Annotated in this window: 10 protein-coding genes and 2 pseudogenes; 8 read left to right on the forward strand and 4 right to left on the reverse strand. The window is 69.9% G+C overall.

Going from position 1 to position 16,663, the window contains the following annotated elements:
- Positions 1-284: 284 nt before the first annotated feature.
- Positions 285-2,093, forward strand: a pseudogene (locus FHS37_RS35900) (AfsR/SARP family transcriptional regulator); the annotation flags it as partial.
- Between the two features lie 191 nt (positions 2,094-2,284).
- Here FHS37_RS35900 and FHS37_RS35905 read toward each other — a convergent pair.
- A pseudogene (locus FHS37_RS35905) lies at positions 2,285-2,773 on the reverse strand (IS6 family transposase); the annotation flags it as partial.
- 946 nt (positions 2,774-3,719) lie between these two features.
- Positions 3,720-4,589, reverse strand: a complete 870-nt coding sequence (locus FHS37_RS35910; protein ID WP_221500721.1) for a DUF3152 domain-containing protein — start codon at positions 4,587-4,589, stop codon at positions 3,720-3,722.
- Between the two features lie 163 nt (positions 4,590-4,752).
- On the opposite strand from FHS37_RS35910, the gene FHS37_RS35915 reads away from it, so the two are divergent.
- From FHS37_RS35915 to FHS37_RS35945, 7 genes are all read left to right on the forward strand, one after another.
- Positions 4,753-5,439 carry a response regulator gene (locus FHS37_RS35915; protein WP_081235485.1) on the forward strand — a complete coding sequence of 229 codons (687 nt, stop codon included), beginning with the start codon at positions 4,753-4,755 and terminating at the stop codon, positions 5,437-5,439.
- Positions 5,436-7,067 carry an ATP-binding protein gene (locus tag FHS37_RS35920; protein ID WP_229890322.1) on the forward strand — a complete coding sequence of 544 codons (1,632 nt, stop codon included), beginning with the start codon at positions 5,436-5,438 and terminating at the stop codon, positions 7,065-7,067. Before FHS37_RS35915 ends, FHS37_RS35920 begins: the two co-directional genes overlap by 4 nt.
- A complete protein-coding gene (locus FHS37_RS35925; protein WP_184829060.1) occupies positions 7,064-7,693 on the forward strand; it encodes a hypothetical protein in 630 nt (209 codons plus the stop codon). Before FHS37_RS35920 ends, FHS37_RS35925 begins: the two co-directional genes overlap by 4 nt.
- Before the next feature lie 670 nt (positions 7,694-8,363).
- Complete coding sequence (locus tag FHS37_RS35930; protein WP_184829062.1) at positions 8,364-10,364, forward strand: ABC transporter ATP-binding protein; 2,001 nt, start codon at positions 8,364-8,366, stop codon at positions 10,362-10,364.
- A gap of 832 nt (positions 10,365-11,196) precedes the next feature.
- Complete coding sequence (locus FHS37_RS35935; RefSeq protein ID WP_184829064.1) at positions 11,197-12,039, forward strand: SDR family oxidoreductase; 843 nt, start codon at positions 11,197-11,199, stop codon at positions 12,037-12,039.
- A gap of 344 nt (positions 12,040-12,383) precedes the next feature.
- Positions 12,384-12,605, forward strand: coding sequence for a hypothetical protein (locus FHS37_RS35940; protein WP_184829066.1), 222 nt, complete (start codon positions 12,384-12,386; stop codon positions 12,603-12,605).
- A gap of 155 nt (positions 12,606-12,760) precedes the next feature.
- A complete protein-coding gene (locus tag FHS37_RS35945; protein WP_184829067.1) occupies positions 12,761-13,102 on the forward strand; it encodes a MazG nucleotide pyrophosphohydrolase domain-containing protein in 342 nt (113 codons plus the stop codon).
- Positions 13,103-13,537: 435 nt separating this feature from the next.
- On the opposite strand, the gene FHS37_RS35950 is transcribed toward FHS37_RS35945, so the two are convergent.
- Both FHS37_RS35950 and FHS37_RS35955 read right to left on the reverse strand, forming a co-directional pair.
- Positions 13,538-14,347, reverse strand: coding sequence for an SAM-dependent methyltransferase (locus tag FHS37_RS35950; protein ID WP_184829085.1), 810 nt, complete (start codon positions 14,345-14,347; stop codon positions 13,538-13,540).
- Positions 14,348-16,272: 1,925 nt separating this feature from the next.
- On the reverse strand, positions 16,273-16,663 hold a 391-nt coding region (locus tag FHS37_RS35955; protein WP_221500722.1), incomplete at its 5' end, for a transposase.

Raw genomic sequence — 16,663 nt, forward strand, 5'->3', positions numbered from 1 at the left:
AGGACATTGACGGCGTCGAGATGCTTCGCGCGGGGCTACGAGAGCTGTATGAGCTGGCCGGACGCCCCTCCGTCCGTGTGATGGAAGAGCGCGCGGGCGCGGGACGACTTCCTCACAGCACGGCTCATCGTATCCTGCTCGGACGGACGGTGCCGCGTGACGCGCACCAGCTGACCGGTTTCCTCACCGCGTGCCTGGTCGCCTCGTCAGAGCATCCGGCGTGGGTCGCGGCGTGGCAGCGAGCCCGCGGCAAGCAGCAGGACACAGCTCCCTCCCCCGTCCCGCTGCAAAGGCGCGTGCCGCACGGACGTGCGACCCTGGCCGCACCTGTACGCCCTTCGGTTCCCGCGTCGGGCCTGTACGCCGCGGTGCTCGGGCCGGTGCGGCTGTGGCAGGAAGGCGAGCCGCTGTCCACCGGCTCCCCGCAGCAACGTGCGCTGCTGGCCGCTTTGGTGCTGCGGGAAGGACGGACCGCAACAGCGGCGGAACTCATCGACGCGCTGTGGGGTGACGAGCCGCCGTCCCAGGCTCTGGCCGCTGTGCGCACGTACGCCTCCCGGCTGCGCAAAATGATGGACCCAGGGACGCTCGTCAGCGAGTCTGGCGGCTACGCCATACGCCTTCCCGGTCAGGCATGTGACGTGACTATGGCAATGCATCTGACACGGCAGGCTGAGCAGATGCGCATCCAGGGGGACCTACAGCATGCGCGGACGTTGCTGCGGCACGCCCTGGGGCTGTGGGAGGGGGAGCCACTCGCCGGAGTTCCAGGACCCTATGCCGAGACTCAGCGCGTCCGCCTGGAGGAATGGCGTCTGCAGTTGCTCGAAACACGACTGGACATGGACCTGGCGTGCGGTCTGCACGCTGACGTCGTGGCTGAGCTGATCGCGTTGACGTCTGCTTATCCGCTGCGTGAGCGCCTGCGCGAGTTGCTGATGCTCGCCCTGTACCGCGGGGGGAGGCAGGCTGAGGCCCTCGCTGTGTATGCGGACATCCGCCGACTGCTTGCCGACGAGCTGGGCGTTGACCCGCGGGAAGGACTGACCCGTCTTCAGCAGCGAATCCTGCGGGCAGACCCACAGCTGGCGCTCGAGGCGATGCCCTCCCCCACCGACGCGCAGGCTGTTTCCTTCATCCGCCCTGCTCAGCTGCCGCCCGCCGTCCCCGACTTCGTAGGACGGTCAGACGTCCTCGCCGAACTGACGGGTGTGCTGACCACCGCCGCGGCCGGTGAAAGCCTGCCGGTCGCGGCTGTCTGCGGTCCCGGCGGTGTGGGAAAGACCGCCCTGGCTGTCCAGGCTGGCCATGCGGTTGCACAATTCTTCCCGGACGGGCATCTCTACCTGGACCTGCAGCGGACGACGCCGGAGGCTGCGCTCGCCGCGGCACTGCAAGCTCTGGGGGTGGCGGAGACGGTCGTTCCGGCAGGCCTCACTGAACGCTCCGCGCTGTACCGTTCTGCTTTGCACGGCCGGCGCGTCCTCGTGGTCCTGGACCACGCCAAGGACGCGGCGCAGGTCCAGTGGCTGCTGCCTGCAGCGCGTGGGTGTGCCGTACTGGTCACCTCTCGCAGGCGGATGATCGACCTGGCCGGTGCGCATTTGGTGGAGCTTGACGTCATGTCCCCTGCAGAGGCACTCCAGCTTTTCACCCGGATCGTTGGCCGCCCCCAATCAGGTGAACACGGGTCAGCTCGCTATGTGATAGCCGCATGCGGCTTTCTTCCGCTCGCTATCCGTGCCGCCGCCTGCCGTTTGGTCGCACGCCAGGCCTGGACGGTCTCGGACCTTGCGGACAAGCTCGCGGACGAGGACAGCAGGCTGGACGAACTGCGGGCAGGGGACGTGGCGGTGAGGCCTGTCATCGAGGACAGCTACCGCCAGCTCAGTGCGGAACAGGCCGACAGCTTCCGGACACTGAGCTCGTCCGCCGACTCATTCCTGTCCCTGCAACAGGCCGCATGTCTCCTCGGCTGCAGCGTCGCGGACGCGGAGCGCCTTTCGGAGAGTTTGGTCGACGCCGGACTGCTGACTTCCATCGGCGGCGGGGCATACCAGGTGCCCCTACTGGCCTGGCTCTACGCAAGAGCCCTTCCCTGCCCGTGAAGCCTGCGTCTCAACGAGTAACATCAAAAGCTGGTGAGAATCAGTCTGCTGGTCCATAAGCTGGTAGCTCTATAGTGGCGCTCCCCATGCGCGTGGAGGGCGTTGTCACGTTGTTGGGTGTGTGGGTGTCTGACGGCGTGTCGAGGTGTGGTGGGGGCCGGGTGCCGGCCCTGGGCTCAGGCCGCGGCAGGCCGGCTGGTGACGCCGGTGACCTGCTCCCGGACAGCGAAGCGGACGGTCACCCCGGCGCGGTGTCGGGTGCCGGTCATCAGGTGGCGGCGGGGCCGGAAGTGGGGTGAGACGCCGCTGAACGCGGCCAGGAACCGCTGCGCGGCGCCCACGCCGCGGAAGCCTTTCATCGCCCGTTCTCGTTGCCGGGTGGGCCGGTGGCTGTTCTCGGCCCGGTTGTTCAGGCCCTTGTGCGACCGGTGCTCGACGAAGGGCATGGCCTCGCGGTGGGCCGCTCGGTGGGAGCGGAGCTTGTCCGTGACGATCACCCGCGGCACCCGGCCCGTCTTCGTCAGCAGCGTGCGCAAGAAGCGCTCGGCCGCAGCCGTGTCCCGGCGGCTCCGCACCAGGATGTCCGGCACCATCCCGTCCCGGTCCACAGCCCGCCACAGGTGTTTCCGCTCACCGTTGATCTCGATGAAGACCTCGTCCGGATGCCCCTTGCCGCTGGCCGGAGCGGACCTGAGCGCCTGGAACCTGACCGTCTCCCCGACGCCGGTCGGCTGCGTGGTCGTGGCGGAGATGCCCTCCTTCCTCAGGCACGAGGCGTACGACTGCACCAGCGCGACCAGCTCCGGATCACCGTTGAACGCCTGCGCGTTGGCCTGGTCCCGGTTCGCGGCCTCGATGCTCCGCTCCTGGGCCGACGCGGAGCCGTAGACCTCCTTGTCGGCCTCACCCTGACAGCCGGTCCAGTTCTTCTCACCGGCCTTCGGGTCGGGGAAAGCGCCCAACGCCTCGCTGTACGCGGCCTTCTGCTCGGGAGTGAGCGTGTCCACGTAGTCCGCGTTGGGCGTCCTGTCCGAGTCCTGCCGGTCGGCCGCACTGCCCGACGCGCCGGCGTCGTCGGGGTAGACGATGCCCGCGTAGATGCCGGAACCGTACTTCTGCCGGTACTTCTTCGTCAGCGCGTAGTCCGCCCCGTAGGTGGTCCAGGAGGCGGCGGGATCCTCGGGGGCCACGGGGGTGTAGGTGAATCCCTGCTTCTTCATGCAGGCCGCGATCGCGTTCTCCAAGAGGTACTGCTTCCTGAGATCGGCGTTCGCGTCGGCGGGAATGTCGAGCTGCCCCGACGATCCGGCCGTGGTCTTCTCACCGTCCGACGCGTGGGACTCCGAGCCGGTGTCGGTGCCGGTGTCAGTGCCACAAGCCGCCAGCAGCGGCAGCAGACCGACCGCCGCCGCGGCGGCCAGTCTCCGGTCTCCGGACAGTACGGGAACGAGTCATCTACTTCCATCCGATCGGGGGGAGGGGGATTCCGCCTGCGGACGCAGGAGAACGCGGAGTTCACAGTGGTGTCGGCAGTTCAAGGCCCTGGGGCCGGTACATGACCGAGCTGTAACGGCCGGCCGCCGTGACGGCCGGCCTCGGGACCGGCGCCGGTCATACGGGCGGCCCGGTGACGAAGTCACCGTTCTCGTCGTAGGGCCAGGCGTTGGCGACGCAGCCGTGCAGGCCCTTGATCTGCTGCATCATCACGGGGGCCAGTCGCCCGGCGCCCCCGCAGGTCACGTGCGAGTGACCGAGGAAGTGCCCCACCTCGTGGTTGATGATCAGTGCCCGGTAGTCATGGATCGGCCCGTCGAAGTTGGGCGAGCCCTTGACCCAGCGCTTGAGGTTCACCACCACCCCTCCGGGAACCTCGCAGTTGTACTCGCCTCCGGTGTCCTGCTGGATGCCCGCCCAGCACAGGGCGTCCGCCGTCGCCGGTGTCGCGATCTTTATCGTGATGTCGTGCGGCGATCCCGCGCCCACCAGCTGGAACGCGTTGTCCGGGTCGTGGGTCCAGCCCCGCGGGGCGGCGAGTATCTCGGCGATCTCGTTCGCCGCCTGGGACGGCGAGACGTCGAGGCCGGTCTCGACCTGCACGACGTAGCGCACCGGGCGGGGACCGCTGCCCACCGTCTCCCCACTGGCCTGCGCGGTGACGAACGTACCGCTGCCCGTCGGGGGGACGTCGATCTCGGTCCGGCTCGCGGAGGGAGAGGGAGAGGGGGACGGTGTGGGAGTGGGGGTGACGTGCGTGCTCCGCGGGTGCGGCGCACCGCTCGACGCGTCGCTCCGCCCGCCTCCCAGGAGGTACGCCGCCGAACCCAGCAGGCCGGCGGCCACCAGCAGGCCGATCAGCAGGCTCTGGCCCCGGCGGCGCGGCCGTCCCCGGCGATGGGCGGACCGGCGTCGGCGACCGGCGCGGTGACCGGCCGCGGTGCTGCCGGTGGCGGGTGCGGATTGCCGCTCTCGTGCCGAATACATGGCAGCTCAATCTGGTGATCCCAGATGATCCCCATGAGCCGGCGCTGTCACGGAAAGATAACGACGCCCGCGTTCCCCGGCCCGTGTGATCGTTGTGTAACGGCGGTCGGAGAGGGGCCCTCCTCGGGACGGTCCTCTCGTCCGGTCTGCTTACACTGACGCAATGCCACGGGTTCTGATCGTCGAAGACGACCTAGATGTCCGCAGGGCCGTCCAACTGGGTCTGCGGCATCAGGGGCATGAGGTCTTCGCCGTGGAAACGGGGGAGGAAGGGCTGGAACAGCTCCTCCCCTTCCGGCCGGACGTCGTCGTGCTCGATCTCATGCTGCCCGGCATGTCCGGCCTGGACGTGTGCCGCCGGATCAGGGACCGCGACCAGGTGCCGATCATCATGGTGACGGCCCGGGGAGACGACGTCGACGTGGTCGTGGGACTGGAGACCGGTGCGGACGACTACGTGGTGAAGCCCGTGCAGGCCCGGGTGCTCGACGCACGGATACGGGCCGTACTGCGCAGACAGGACGCGTCGCTGCCGGACGGCACCCGTCCCCGGGCGGAGACGCACGGCGAGCTGGTCGTCGACCGCGCCGGGCTCGTGGTGACGCACCGCGGCGAACCCGTCACCCTCGCCCCCTCCGAACTGCGGCTGCTGCTGACCCTGTCGGCCTCGCCCGGCCAGGTGTTCAGCCGCCAGCAGCTGCTGGAAGCGGTCTGGGAACACAGCTACCACGGCGACATACGGCTCGTGGACGCCTGTGTGAAGCGACTGCGCAACAAGCTCGGGGAGGGCAGGAATCCCCGTTACGTGCAGACCGTACGCGGATTCGGTTACCGCTTCGGCACCTCATGAGCGACCGGACGTCCGCGCGGACACGGAGGACCGTACGGACGCGGAAGACCGCCGGGGAGCGGAGAACCGCACCCGAGGTCCCCACGGCTGAAGAGCCCCCCGCCGCCGTACCGGGTGCCGGCCCCCGGCGGTTCCTCCGGGCGACCCTGGCACGCATCCCGCTCCCCCTGCGCGGTCTGCGCCCCCGCCTGCTGACGTCCTTCGTCCTGGTGGCCATGGCCAGCTCCCTGGGCACCGGGGCCCTCGCCTTCCGCGAGGCGCGCACGGGGGTGCTCCAGCAGAGCCAGGACTCCGTCATCAACCAGTTCCGTAGGAGCGTCGACGCCGTCGCGCCCTCCGTCCCCATTGCCCCGGACCAGGCGGACCTCCAGTCCGCGGTGGACCAGGTGCTGTACGCGAACCGTTCGTCGGGCTGGCGGATCATGGCCACGTACGGCGGCCACCGCGCCTACGCGCCGAGCGCCGGTTTCGTCGAGCTGAGCCCCGAAATGCTCCGGTCCGTCCGGGACCGACGTGTCGCGGTGTTCCAGCGGATGAACGTCGACGGGCGTCCTCGTCTCGTCGTCGGCATGCCCGTCACGTACACCTGGGGCGAGGGCCTGGAGACCAGGCTCTCCGGGCTCGTGATGTACCTGGAGGTCCCGCAGACCGCCGAAGAGGGGTACGTCGAGGCCATGGTCCACGGCATCGAGCGGGCCACCCTGGTGGCCCTGTGCCTCGCCGTCATCCTGGCGCTGCTCGCCGCGAGCGGCGTACTGCGTCCCGTACGGGCGCTGCGCCGGGCGACGCGCCGGATGGCCGCGGGGCATCTCGACGTCCGGCTGGACGTCACCGGCTCCGACGAACTGGCCGATCTCTCCCAGTCCTTCAACGAGACGGCGGCCGAACTGGAGCGGACCGTACGGGAGCTGCGCCGCCTGGAGGCCCAGGGACGCCGCTTCGTGGCGGACGTCTCCCACGAGCTGCGCACGCCGCTGGCGGCGATGTCGGCGGTCACCGACGTGCTGGACCTGGAGGGAGAAGGGGAGACCGGTGAGGCGCTGCGGCTCATCAGCGAGGGAACGAACCGGCTGAGCGGATTGGTGAACGACCTGATGGAGATCTCCCGTTTCGACGCGGGGGCGGCCGAACTCAACCGGGACGAGATCGACCTGGCCGAGTCCGTACGGCGCACCGTCGCCTCCCGGTGGCGGCAGGAGCAGGTGGAGCTGCGGCTGCCCGGACCGGGTGAGCTCCGCGCGCGCGTCGATCCGCGCAGACTCGACGTGGTGACGGCCAATCTGATCGGCAACGCGCTGCGGCACGGAGAACCGCCCGTGCGGCTGACCATGGGGGTACGGGTGGACGGGGCGGGCATGGCGTGGGCCGTCATCGAGGTGACCGACAACGGACCGGGGATCGCCGAGGAGGCCATGCCGCACATCTTCGAGCGGTTCTACAAGGCGAGCACCTCACGGGCCAGGAGCGAGAGCAGCGGGCTGGGTCTGGCCATCACGGCGGAGAACGTGCACCTGCACGGGGGGCGCATCCGGGCGGCGAACCTGCCCCGGGGCGGCGCGGTGTTCACGGTCGAACTCCCGCTGCACCGCGACGACACCGACACCGAGGCCGACGGGGGCACCCGGTGAGGGGCTCGCGGACGGCAGCGCTGCTGTCCGGGCTCACGGCCGCGGCCGCGGTCGCGCTCACGGCGTGCGGAGTCCCCCCGTCCGGTGTCATCGAGGCCGGTGCGCCGGCGAGCGGCATGTTCTCCCCCAGTGCGACACCACCCTCGACGCCCACCACCATCCCCCTCTTCTTCCTGCGCGACGGGGAGTTGGTGCCCCGTCCCCACCGGATCGACGACGCCGGGGACCTCGAGGCCGTCGTACACCTGCTGTTCGAGGCGTCGGCCGCGAACGAGGCCCCGGCGGCCACCACGGAGCTGCCCCGCCTGACGGACGCGCCACGGGTGGCGATCGCCGACGACGGCATCCTCTCCGTCCGGCTCCCCGGTGAGACGGCTCCGCTGAGCCGTCGGGCCATGCTCCAGCTGACGTGCACGGTGAACCACGCGGCTTCGCCGGCCCCCACCGCCGTCCCCCGCGCCGACGCGGAAGCCGACGGCGACACCGCGCGCCGTTCCGCCGCGCCCAGCAGCCTCCATGTGTTCGGGGACGGATGGGCGATGACGCAGTCGGACCACGCGTGCCCCGTCGTGTCCCCTCCGCAGGAGCAGCCGGAAGCACCGACCCCGTGGGGGCCGTCCGGCTGACCACCGGACGGCCCCCGCCCAGGACCGGAACCGGCCTTCCGGCCACGGCCCCCCACACCTGAACAGAACCCAACGCCCACGGCGTCGCGCAACGGTCAGGCCCTGAGCGTTGTCAGTTCTCATCGACATTTCCGAGCCGCTTGATCAGTAAGTGCTGCCCAAACCGTCGACAGTGGATCGCCGACCTCCAGATCGTGGCCTGCGGCTATCACCACGGAGCCCGCGAGGCCGGACTGACCGTGCACGCCGGCATGACGCTCCGGCTGGACCTCACTCGTCCATCGTGAACAGCCCTGCTTGTCCTTGCGCACGAACAGTTGTCCGTGCGCAGGTGCGGCCGTCGGCGTTTCGGCCATGCCCGTCCCGGACAACGGCCCGCTTCCAGCAAGGGTCGGTGTACCCGGCAGGAGCGCGCTTCCGCTCTGCCCCGGGGTTCACATCACGTCCGAAGCACATGTGCTCGAACCGCCGGGTCGGCTCGTTGAGCGCCGTGACATCCCATCCACCTCTTCCTGGAGGTCGCCATGCACCTCAGTCCCGTCCCTGTGACCGCTCCTTTTCCTGCCCCTGTCCAGGCCACACCTGCTCTCTCTCAGGTCGTCGCCGCTCCTCTCGTCCGCCGCACCGCCGACGCCTCCCGCTCAGCACGTCCGGATACGAGGTGGGGGGCATGAAAGACACCAACGACGCGGGCGGCATCCCCTCGGGCGAAGTGCCGGCCCCGCGCCACGCGGAACTTCCGCTGCCGCCCGCCGCCCTACCCTCCGGGCCGCAGGAGGGTGACATCACCGACGGCCTGGCAGAGGCTTACTGGTCCGTGTACGACGGCGCCGCGTCCCAGGCGACGGTGGGGCAGATCCTCGCGCGTTTGCCGCGGATCGTGCGCCAGATCGGCCGACTGGCCTGGAGCGCCGACCGGATCGCGACCGCGGCGGTTGTGGTCCTGCAGCTGGCATCGGCCGCGATGACAGCGTTCGGCTTGATGGCGTCGGTGGCGGTGTTGCGGGAACTGTTCGCCGAGGGGCCCACCCCGGACCGGGTGCGTGCGGCCGTACCTCAGCTGCTGGTCGTCGTCGGCTTCCTGTCGGCCCGTGCGCTGCTGGAGGCGGGCGTCGCCGTGGCCCAGGCCCGGGTGACACCGAAGATCCGCACCGCGCTGGAGTCCGAGTTCCTTGAGCTGACCGCCCATGTGCGCCTGGAGGTCGTCGACGACGCGGACTGGCATGACGAGGCCTACCGGGCCAACGATCGCGGGTTGTTCTACGCCCGGCAGATCGTCGGGCAGGTCGTCTCCTTGGCGGCGGCGCTGCTCGGGCTGGTGGGGACCACTGGCGTGCTGGCCGTCCTGCATCCGGCCTTGCTCCCGCTGCTCCTGCTGTCCGTGCTGCCGGTCGGCGCGGCCGCCGTACGCACCGCGCGGGCCCGCTTTCACTCCTTCAAACGCTGGAACGCCCTGCAGCGCCGGGTGCGGGTCTTCTCCTGGCTGCTGCTTGAGCGGGACGCGGCCGCCGAGCTGCGCTCGGACACCGCCCAGGGCGCGTTGCTGGCCGAGCACCGCAGGCTGACGACGCGGATCGCGGCGGAGGACACCCGTCTCGGGGTGAGCTCGGCCGGGTTGACGCTGGCGGGGCGTGCTGTGGGCGGGATCGGGACCGGTGTCACCTACACGGCGCTCGGCGCCATGCTGATCGCGGGGTGGCTGCCCCTGGCCTCCGGCGCGGGTGCGGTCCTTGCCATCCAGACCGCCCAGGCCTCGCTCACCCGGCTCGTCGACGTCTCCCACCTGGTCTACGAGCACGCCATGTGGGTCGATGACCTGCTCGCCTTCCAACAGCGCTGCCGCGAACTGCAGCCGCGCCGCGCCGGCTCCCCCGCCCCCGAGACGGTCAAGACGATCACGCTGGACAACGTGTCCTTCACCTACCCCGGCAAGGACACCCCGGCACTGCGCGGCATCTCCATGACGCTACGCGCCGGTGAGAAGGTCGCGTTCGTCGGCGTCAACGGCTCCGGGAAGTCCACGTGCGCACGACTGCTCGCCGGACTGTACGAGGCCGAGGATTCCGGCGCGGTGCGCTGGGACGGTGTCGATGTGCGGGAGATGGACGCCGAGTCCCTCCAGGCCCGGGTGAGCTGTGTACTGCAGGATCCGGTCCGCTTCCCGTTCAGCGCGCTGGCCAACCTCACGATCTCCCGGGGCACGCTCACCGAGGCCGACCCGCGACGTGCCTTGGACGCCGCGCGTGCTTCCGGCGCCGAGCAGGTCATCGCCGGCCTCCCGGGGACGTGGGCGGCCCTGTTGTCCAAGCGGTTCCGCGGCGGGCAGGAGCTGTCGGCCGGCCAGTGGGCGAAGATCGCTGTAGCCCGCGGTCTGTACAAGCACGCGCCGGTGCTCCTGCTGGATGAGCCGACCGCCAGCATGGATCCCCGCGCCGAGCATGCCGTCTACCAGGCGGTGCTGCGGGACACCCTGCGGCCGGATCAGATCACGGTGCTGATCTCCCACCGCTTGGCGAGCGTAGTGGAGTGCGACCGCATCTTCGTGTTCGACAGCGGCCGCATCATCGAGACCGGCACGCACCAGGAGCTGATGGACCTTCACGGCGAGTACGCCGCCATGTTCACCCTCCAGGCCGCCGGCTACCGTGCCGAGGCCGGTGAGGCGGCATGATGCCCGAACATCCCCAATCCCGTCCCGTGTCCTCGTCGGCCGACAGCGGCTGGCCAGCGGACTTCACCGCGCACCGCGCCGGCGCCGATGATCAGCATCGTCATAGCCCACCTCACTATGACGACACCTGGACCCTGGATCCGGTCACGTACGCGGTGGGCCTGGAACTGGAGTGGTCCGCGTCCCGACGAAGCCTGTACCGGGACATGGGTCGCCTCGTGCACCCCCTGGCCCGTCGGCCGGAGCGGAGCCGATCGTGACAGCCACCAGCACCGCCCGCGATGGCGCTGCACCTGGGGGCGTCGGTATCCCTTTGCGGAACAACAGGTCCTTCCGGGTGTACTGGGTCGGCGAGGCGGTGCCCCTCGCGCAGGCATCGGTCCATGGTGTGGCGCTGCCGGTGGTCGCGGTGCTGGAACTGGACGCCTCTCCGGCCAGGTGTCGTTGCCGGCCGCCGCGGCGGCGGTGCCCGCGTTCGTTCTCGCGCTGCCCGCCGGGGTGGCTGGTGACCGGCACCCGAAGAAGAAGATCATGGTCGGCGCCGACCTCGCCGCTGCCGCGGTGGTGTCCGTGGTGCCGGTCTGCTGGGCCTCGGGAGTTCTGTCCGTCCCGGCAGGTGCGTGCCTGTGCCCCCTCCCGAGCCGGCCCGATGCCTCGTTCGCTCGGTCCCCCACCGGCCGAACGCTCGGGGCCGAAGCTTGCCCGGCCGTGAGGTGCCGAACAGAAACCGCAGTTTCTGCCGTCGCACCCACCGCCCAAGGCCGCCGTACGCCCGCCCCGTGTATCCCTGTTCTGGCATATGGCGCGCACCTCTTCGTTACCGTGGTCCGGTATGACGGTGCTGATCATCGGGGCCAGCGGGTTCTTGGGGACCGAGCTGGTACGGCGGGCGACCTCCGCAGGCCGCCCCGTGGCCGCGACCTTCCACTCCCGTCCCCGCGTACTTCCCGACGTTCCGTGGCACCGTCTGGACCTCCGCGACGCCGAGCGGATCGAGGCGGTCCTCGACACGGTGGCGCCCAGCGTGGTGATCAACGCTTCCAGCGGGGACGCCGACTGGGCGGTCACCGCCGACGGGGCCGTCCGACTGGCCAAGGCAACGGCGCGGCAGGGCATCCGGCTGGTGCACGTGTCCAGTGACGCGGTTTTCTCCGGGACTGACGTGCGCTACGACGAGACCGCGCTCCCGGATCCGATCACCCCGTACGGCGCCGCGAAGGCCACCGCCGAGACGGCGGTCCGTCTCCTGCACCCCACCCCGGTCGTCGCCCGCACCTCACTGATCATCGGCGACGGTGGATCCGCCCACGAACGGATCGTGCACGAACTTGCCGCCGGGAGCCGCGAGGGCACTCTGTTCACGGACGACATCCGCTGTCCCGTGCACGTCTCCGACCTGGCAGCCGCCCTCTGGGAGCTCGCCACGGCCGACATGGCCGGCGTCTTCCACCTGGCTGGGCCCGATGCCCTCAGCCGCCACGCCCTCGGCATCCTCATCGCCCGACGCGACGGCATCGACCCCACCTTGCTGCCCGCCGGTCGCAGGACGGACACCGACCTGCCGGGAGCCCTCGACGTCCGCCTCGACAGCCGCGCTTCACAGCGCCGGCTGAGCACGAGGCTACGAGGCGCCAGGGAGTTCCTCGAAGGCCTGTCCCGGCAGGCGGTCGCGTAGCCGGCCGACGGCACCGGTGCCCCACCGGGTCCCGCCGCCGATTTCAGTGCGGGCCGTTTCGTAGCGCGGCCAGGCCCGTATCCGGTTGGGGGAGAGGAACTCGCGGTCCATGGTGCAAACCGTGTCATCGGCATCCGCCTGGGAAGGGCTGCGAGGGGGCGGCCGGGCGCGGCTCCCCGCCACGGCGGCGCCCGGCCGCTGGACGCTGCCCGGCGGCACGGCCGAACCGCCGCCCGGTCAGTCCCTGGACGTGGACTCACTGCGCCGGCACGCCACCCGCGAGTTCGCCGAAGAGGTCGGCATCCACGTCGCCGACGACGAGTTGCGACTCTGGGGCCTCACCCATGGAAAACACTTCGGCAGCCTCGTTTTCCGCTTCCTCGCTCCGCCCGTGCCCAGCGCACTCGCACGGCACCGGCCTGCGGACCTCGACCGCGTCCGGGACCGGTCAGGACGCGGTCGAGCTCAACAAGCTCGCGCTGGTGCCCACGGCCGGGCACGCCCTCCGCCTCGGCCCCTGCGCGGACTACCTGCCCCACGCGCTGGACCGGTACTTCTCACCCTGAACACGGGGACACCCGTGTCCGTGCCTGCCGACATCACAGGACCCCAGCCGACAGCGGCAGATTCGGATTCGCCTCCCCCGCTTACTCCTATCCAGCAGGACAGAAGACCAAGCAGCATCTCCCCCGGCATGCACACTCGAAGGAGAGGGATCTTGATGGACCTCGACGATCTGCAGCGCCTGGCCATGCGTATCCACGGCTCGTATGACGAACTGAACCGTCGTGAGCGCGGCCGCGTCTGGACACGCAGTGAATTCATGCTGGGCTTCACGGGGGATGTCGGTGACCTGGCCAAGCTCGTCATGGCCGAAGAAGGAGCACGGGAGAACCCGGGCGGCCGGGCCGCGCTGGAGCACGAGCTTGCCGACTGTCTGTGGTCGGTCCTCATCCTGGCCCACCTCCACCATGTGGACCTCGAGCGCGCTTTTACCCGCACCATGACGGAACTCGAAGCCAAGATCAGCGCCCGCCTCGCGCAGGAACCTCCCACCCGATGAGCGGCGTGACATCACCACGACAGCGCACAACCCCGTCCCCCACCGGCGGCGCGTTCGTCCCTCCCCCTGAGCAGGTCGACAGCCAGTCCTGCCACAACCGTCCGCGACGGCGGCCGGCAGTCGATACGGGCCCCGGCTAGTGGACCGGTGCATGGCTGCCCCCGCCGGAAGGGGAGCCGGCGGGGGCACAGCCACGCACCGGGGAGCCCGGAAAGGCAGCCACCGCCGGGAGGTGCCAGACCCCGGCAGGAGAAGCACCGGTGAAACGGCAGCACGGCCGCAATGCGCCACCGTGGCGAGAAACAGCAGGAGCCCGGACACATCACGGGAGGGGCAGGGCTCGGGGCACAGCCGAGGGCGGTTGCTCCTCCGGCCCGTGCGCGCTGCTTCCGCAGCCGTGCTGCGGCTCGCGCCCGTACTTGCCGTAGAAGACGATCAGGCTTTGCGGCCGACCCCTCCGAACATGGCTACTTCTGCGGCCATGTCGGCACCACCGTCATCCGGACGCCAGCGGTTACAGGAGACGACACCCGGCTCGAGGAGCTCCAGCCCGTCGAAGAACCCGGTGACCTTTTCCGGCGTGCGCTGAGTCAGCTTGGGAGTGCCGTGCTGGTTCCAGAACGCCACCGCGGAGTCCACGTCCGGCATGTCGGGCCTTGTGATGGTGTGCGAGAGGACGAGGTAGCTGCCTGCGGCCAGCCGGTTCATGAGACGACGCACGATCGTGTACGCCTCGGCGTCGTCCTCGATGAAGATGACGACGCCGAGCAGTATGAGCGCAACGGGCTTGCTGAGATCCAGGGTCTTCGCAGCCTGCTCCAGGATCGTGTCGACGTTGCGCAGATCCTCGTCGAGATAAGCGGTTCTGCCCTCCTGTGTACTGGTGAGCAAGGCCTGTGCATGGGCCAATACGATGGGGTCGTTGTCGACGTAGACGATCCGGGATTCCGGTGCAACGCGCTGGGCAACCTCGTGTGTGTTGTCAGCCGTCGGCAGGCCGGTTCCGATGTCGAGGAACTGCCGTATCCCGCACTCACCGGCGAGGTATCGCACGGCGCGGCCCAGGAACAGCCGGTCGGCACGGGCATAATCCCCGATACCGGGGTGCAGCGTGCGGATCTGGTCTCCGGCAGCCTGGTCGACCTCGTAGTTGTCCTTGCCGCCCAGCCAGTAGTTCCAGATCCGGGCTGTGTGCGGCTGGTCGGTATTGATTCGCTCACGCGTCTCGTTCGACGCAGCGGGCATTTCGGTCACGCGATGTCCTCCAGATCAGACCGCCGTCGGTCAAGGGGCAACCTATCGGCAGGAGTTGTCGAAAGCGACTTCGTCCCGGACGGGGCGGGGACGAAGCTGAAGTGGAGGCATGAGCGTGGCAGTGGGCCTGTTCCCTTTCCCACCGCCTGGGCTGCAGCCGGAAAGGGTGCAACGGCTCTGGAAAGCCTCTGGCCGGTGGTGTCCGGGTGGTCATGGCGTATTTCCTTCCGTCGGGTGATGAAGGTCGTGGTGCAGGTGGTGCAGCGTCCGTCGCCGTGGGGGTGGGCGCGGCGAGGTGTGGGGCCGGGGCAGGTGCGGCACAGCGGCCAGTCGAGGCAGGCCGGGCAGAGGTCTTCGCCGGGGGCGACGCCGGGGACGCCGCAGCCGGCGCGTTCGACCAGTAGCGCGCGACGGGTCAGGGCTTCGGTGACCGTGCGGGCCGCGGACGCCGTGGACGACCGCTCGGGTGTCGAGGAAACGGGCGGTTCGTCGTCCGGGACGTCGTCCAGATGGTGCGGGCCGACGACGGTGGCGGGTGGTGGGTAGGCCTGGGCGGCGCGCAGGCGGGCGGCGATGATCGCGCCGACGCTGGTACGCACCGGGGTCGGCGGGGGGGGCGGCCGGCGATGACGTGGCGCAGCCGGGCGCTGGTCCAGCCGGACTCCGGCATCACGGTCACGACCCGGCCCTGATCGGTCAGCGTCTTACCGGTCAGCAACAGCTCGGGGCGAGTGGCTGCGAGTTCGAGCAGCAATCGGATCCCTGGATGCATCTCATCGACCGGAGGCACGGGCGAGGCGTCGGGCGCCGAAGGCGCCGCAGGCGAGCTGTCGGCCGGGGGCGCTGCCGCGTCCGGCCGGCCCGTCCCCGAGGTAACCCCCGCGATGGCACTGTGGTCGCAGGGACGGAGGGATCTGGTCCTCTGCTTGTTGGTCTTCTTAGTGGGGCGATCAACCAACGTAGGTTTATCCGCTGGTGGAAAACCCGACTCTGGTTGTGACCTGCGGCTTTGCAGGGCGGGCAGGTCGGTGATGAAGTACACCGCCGCTCCGAGGGTTCCGGCCTGGCCGCGCTCGCGTTCCCTCACGAGAAAGCCGTGCTGTTCCAGTTCCTTCAGCCCGCTCTTGGCGGCCGACTCGCCTTCGCGCCCGCAGCGGGCCAGGTCGGTGACAGACATCCGCCAGCCCTCCCGGTGTGTGGGGAGCAGCCCGAACAGCCCCTTCGTCTTGAAGGACAACCGGCCGTCACGGAACGGACCGTTGGCGATCTGCGTGAACTGATCACCCTCCGTCACACCCCGGCGGATCCCCGCCCTGAAGCGACTCACCGCGGCTCCCCGCCCACCGGGTGCACACGGCCGCCGAGGACCTGCAGCCGGACCACGAGCACGAGCCGGCCGGGGCCACCGGATGAGGAGACACAAACAAGATCCATGACGGTCAGCCCACCCGCCACTACCGACCAGACAGACGACCAAGAACCCCGACCACCGGTCACGATCCGACAACAGGCACACCGGCCTGTCTGGTGATCCCCGCGGTCGGCCCCACCACGGGGCTCACCAGGCACGGCAGGGATGCACGCTCGCGACTGCGCAACGTCCCCGGCGTGCGCAGTGCGCACTCGAAGAGAAGCTGGCCAAGCAGCTGGTGGAGGTGCGGGCTGAGCGAGACGAACCTGCTGTCGCCGAACGGGTTTTTGAGCGGGTGAGCGAACAGATCGCAAATGAGCGCGTCTCGGCCTCGTCGGTGCCCGCGCAGGTGAGTGGGCGGGCGGTTGGTTTTGTCGACGGGGTCCGACACCACTTGCCGCTCAGGGCCGAGAACGCCTCGTTTCGCCGGAGGGCGATGTCTGTGAGTTCTGGTTCCGGCTCAGGTTTTGGGCTCTGTCGCTGATTTGGGGGTGTCACCGGTTGATCAAGGTGACAGGAGGATGCGGCGTCGCAGGAGGTCGAAGTCGGCCCGCCTGTGCATCTGTCTCTTCAGCAGCTTGATTCTGGTGACGTTGCCCTCGACCGCTCCCGGGGTGAAGGTGGTGGTCAGGGCGGCGAGCACTGCTGTGCGGTCGCGCCGTATGCCAGCGGCCAGGGTGCGGAGTTCTCGTGGCCCGTCGAGACGGACATCGGCGGGCCAGACGTCGAGGGCCAGGTGCTCGCTGCGGCGTTCGCGCACCATCGCGGCCAGGCGCCGGGCGTATTCGGTGGTCGTGGCCGGGGCGGGGCTGCGTTCGCACAGCTCGTCGAGGCACTTGCGGTCGGTCTCGGTGAGGTGTTCGGGCCGGCGCATGATCCAGTCGGTGACCCGGCGG

Origin of the sequence: Streptomyces griseomycini (genome assembly GCF_014203535.1) — a bacterium.
GTDB classification, from domain to species: domain Bacteria; phylum Actinomycetota; class Actinomycetes; order Streptomycetales; family Streptomycetaceae; genus Streptomyces; species Streptomyces griseomycini.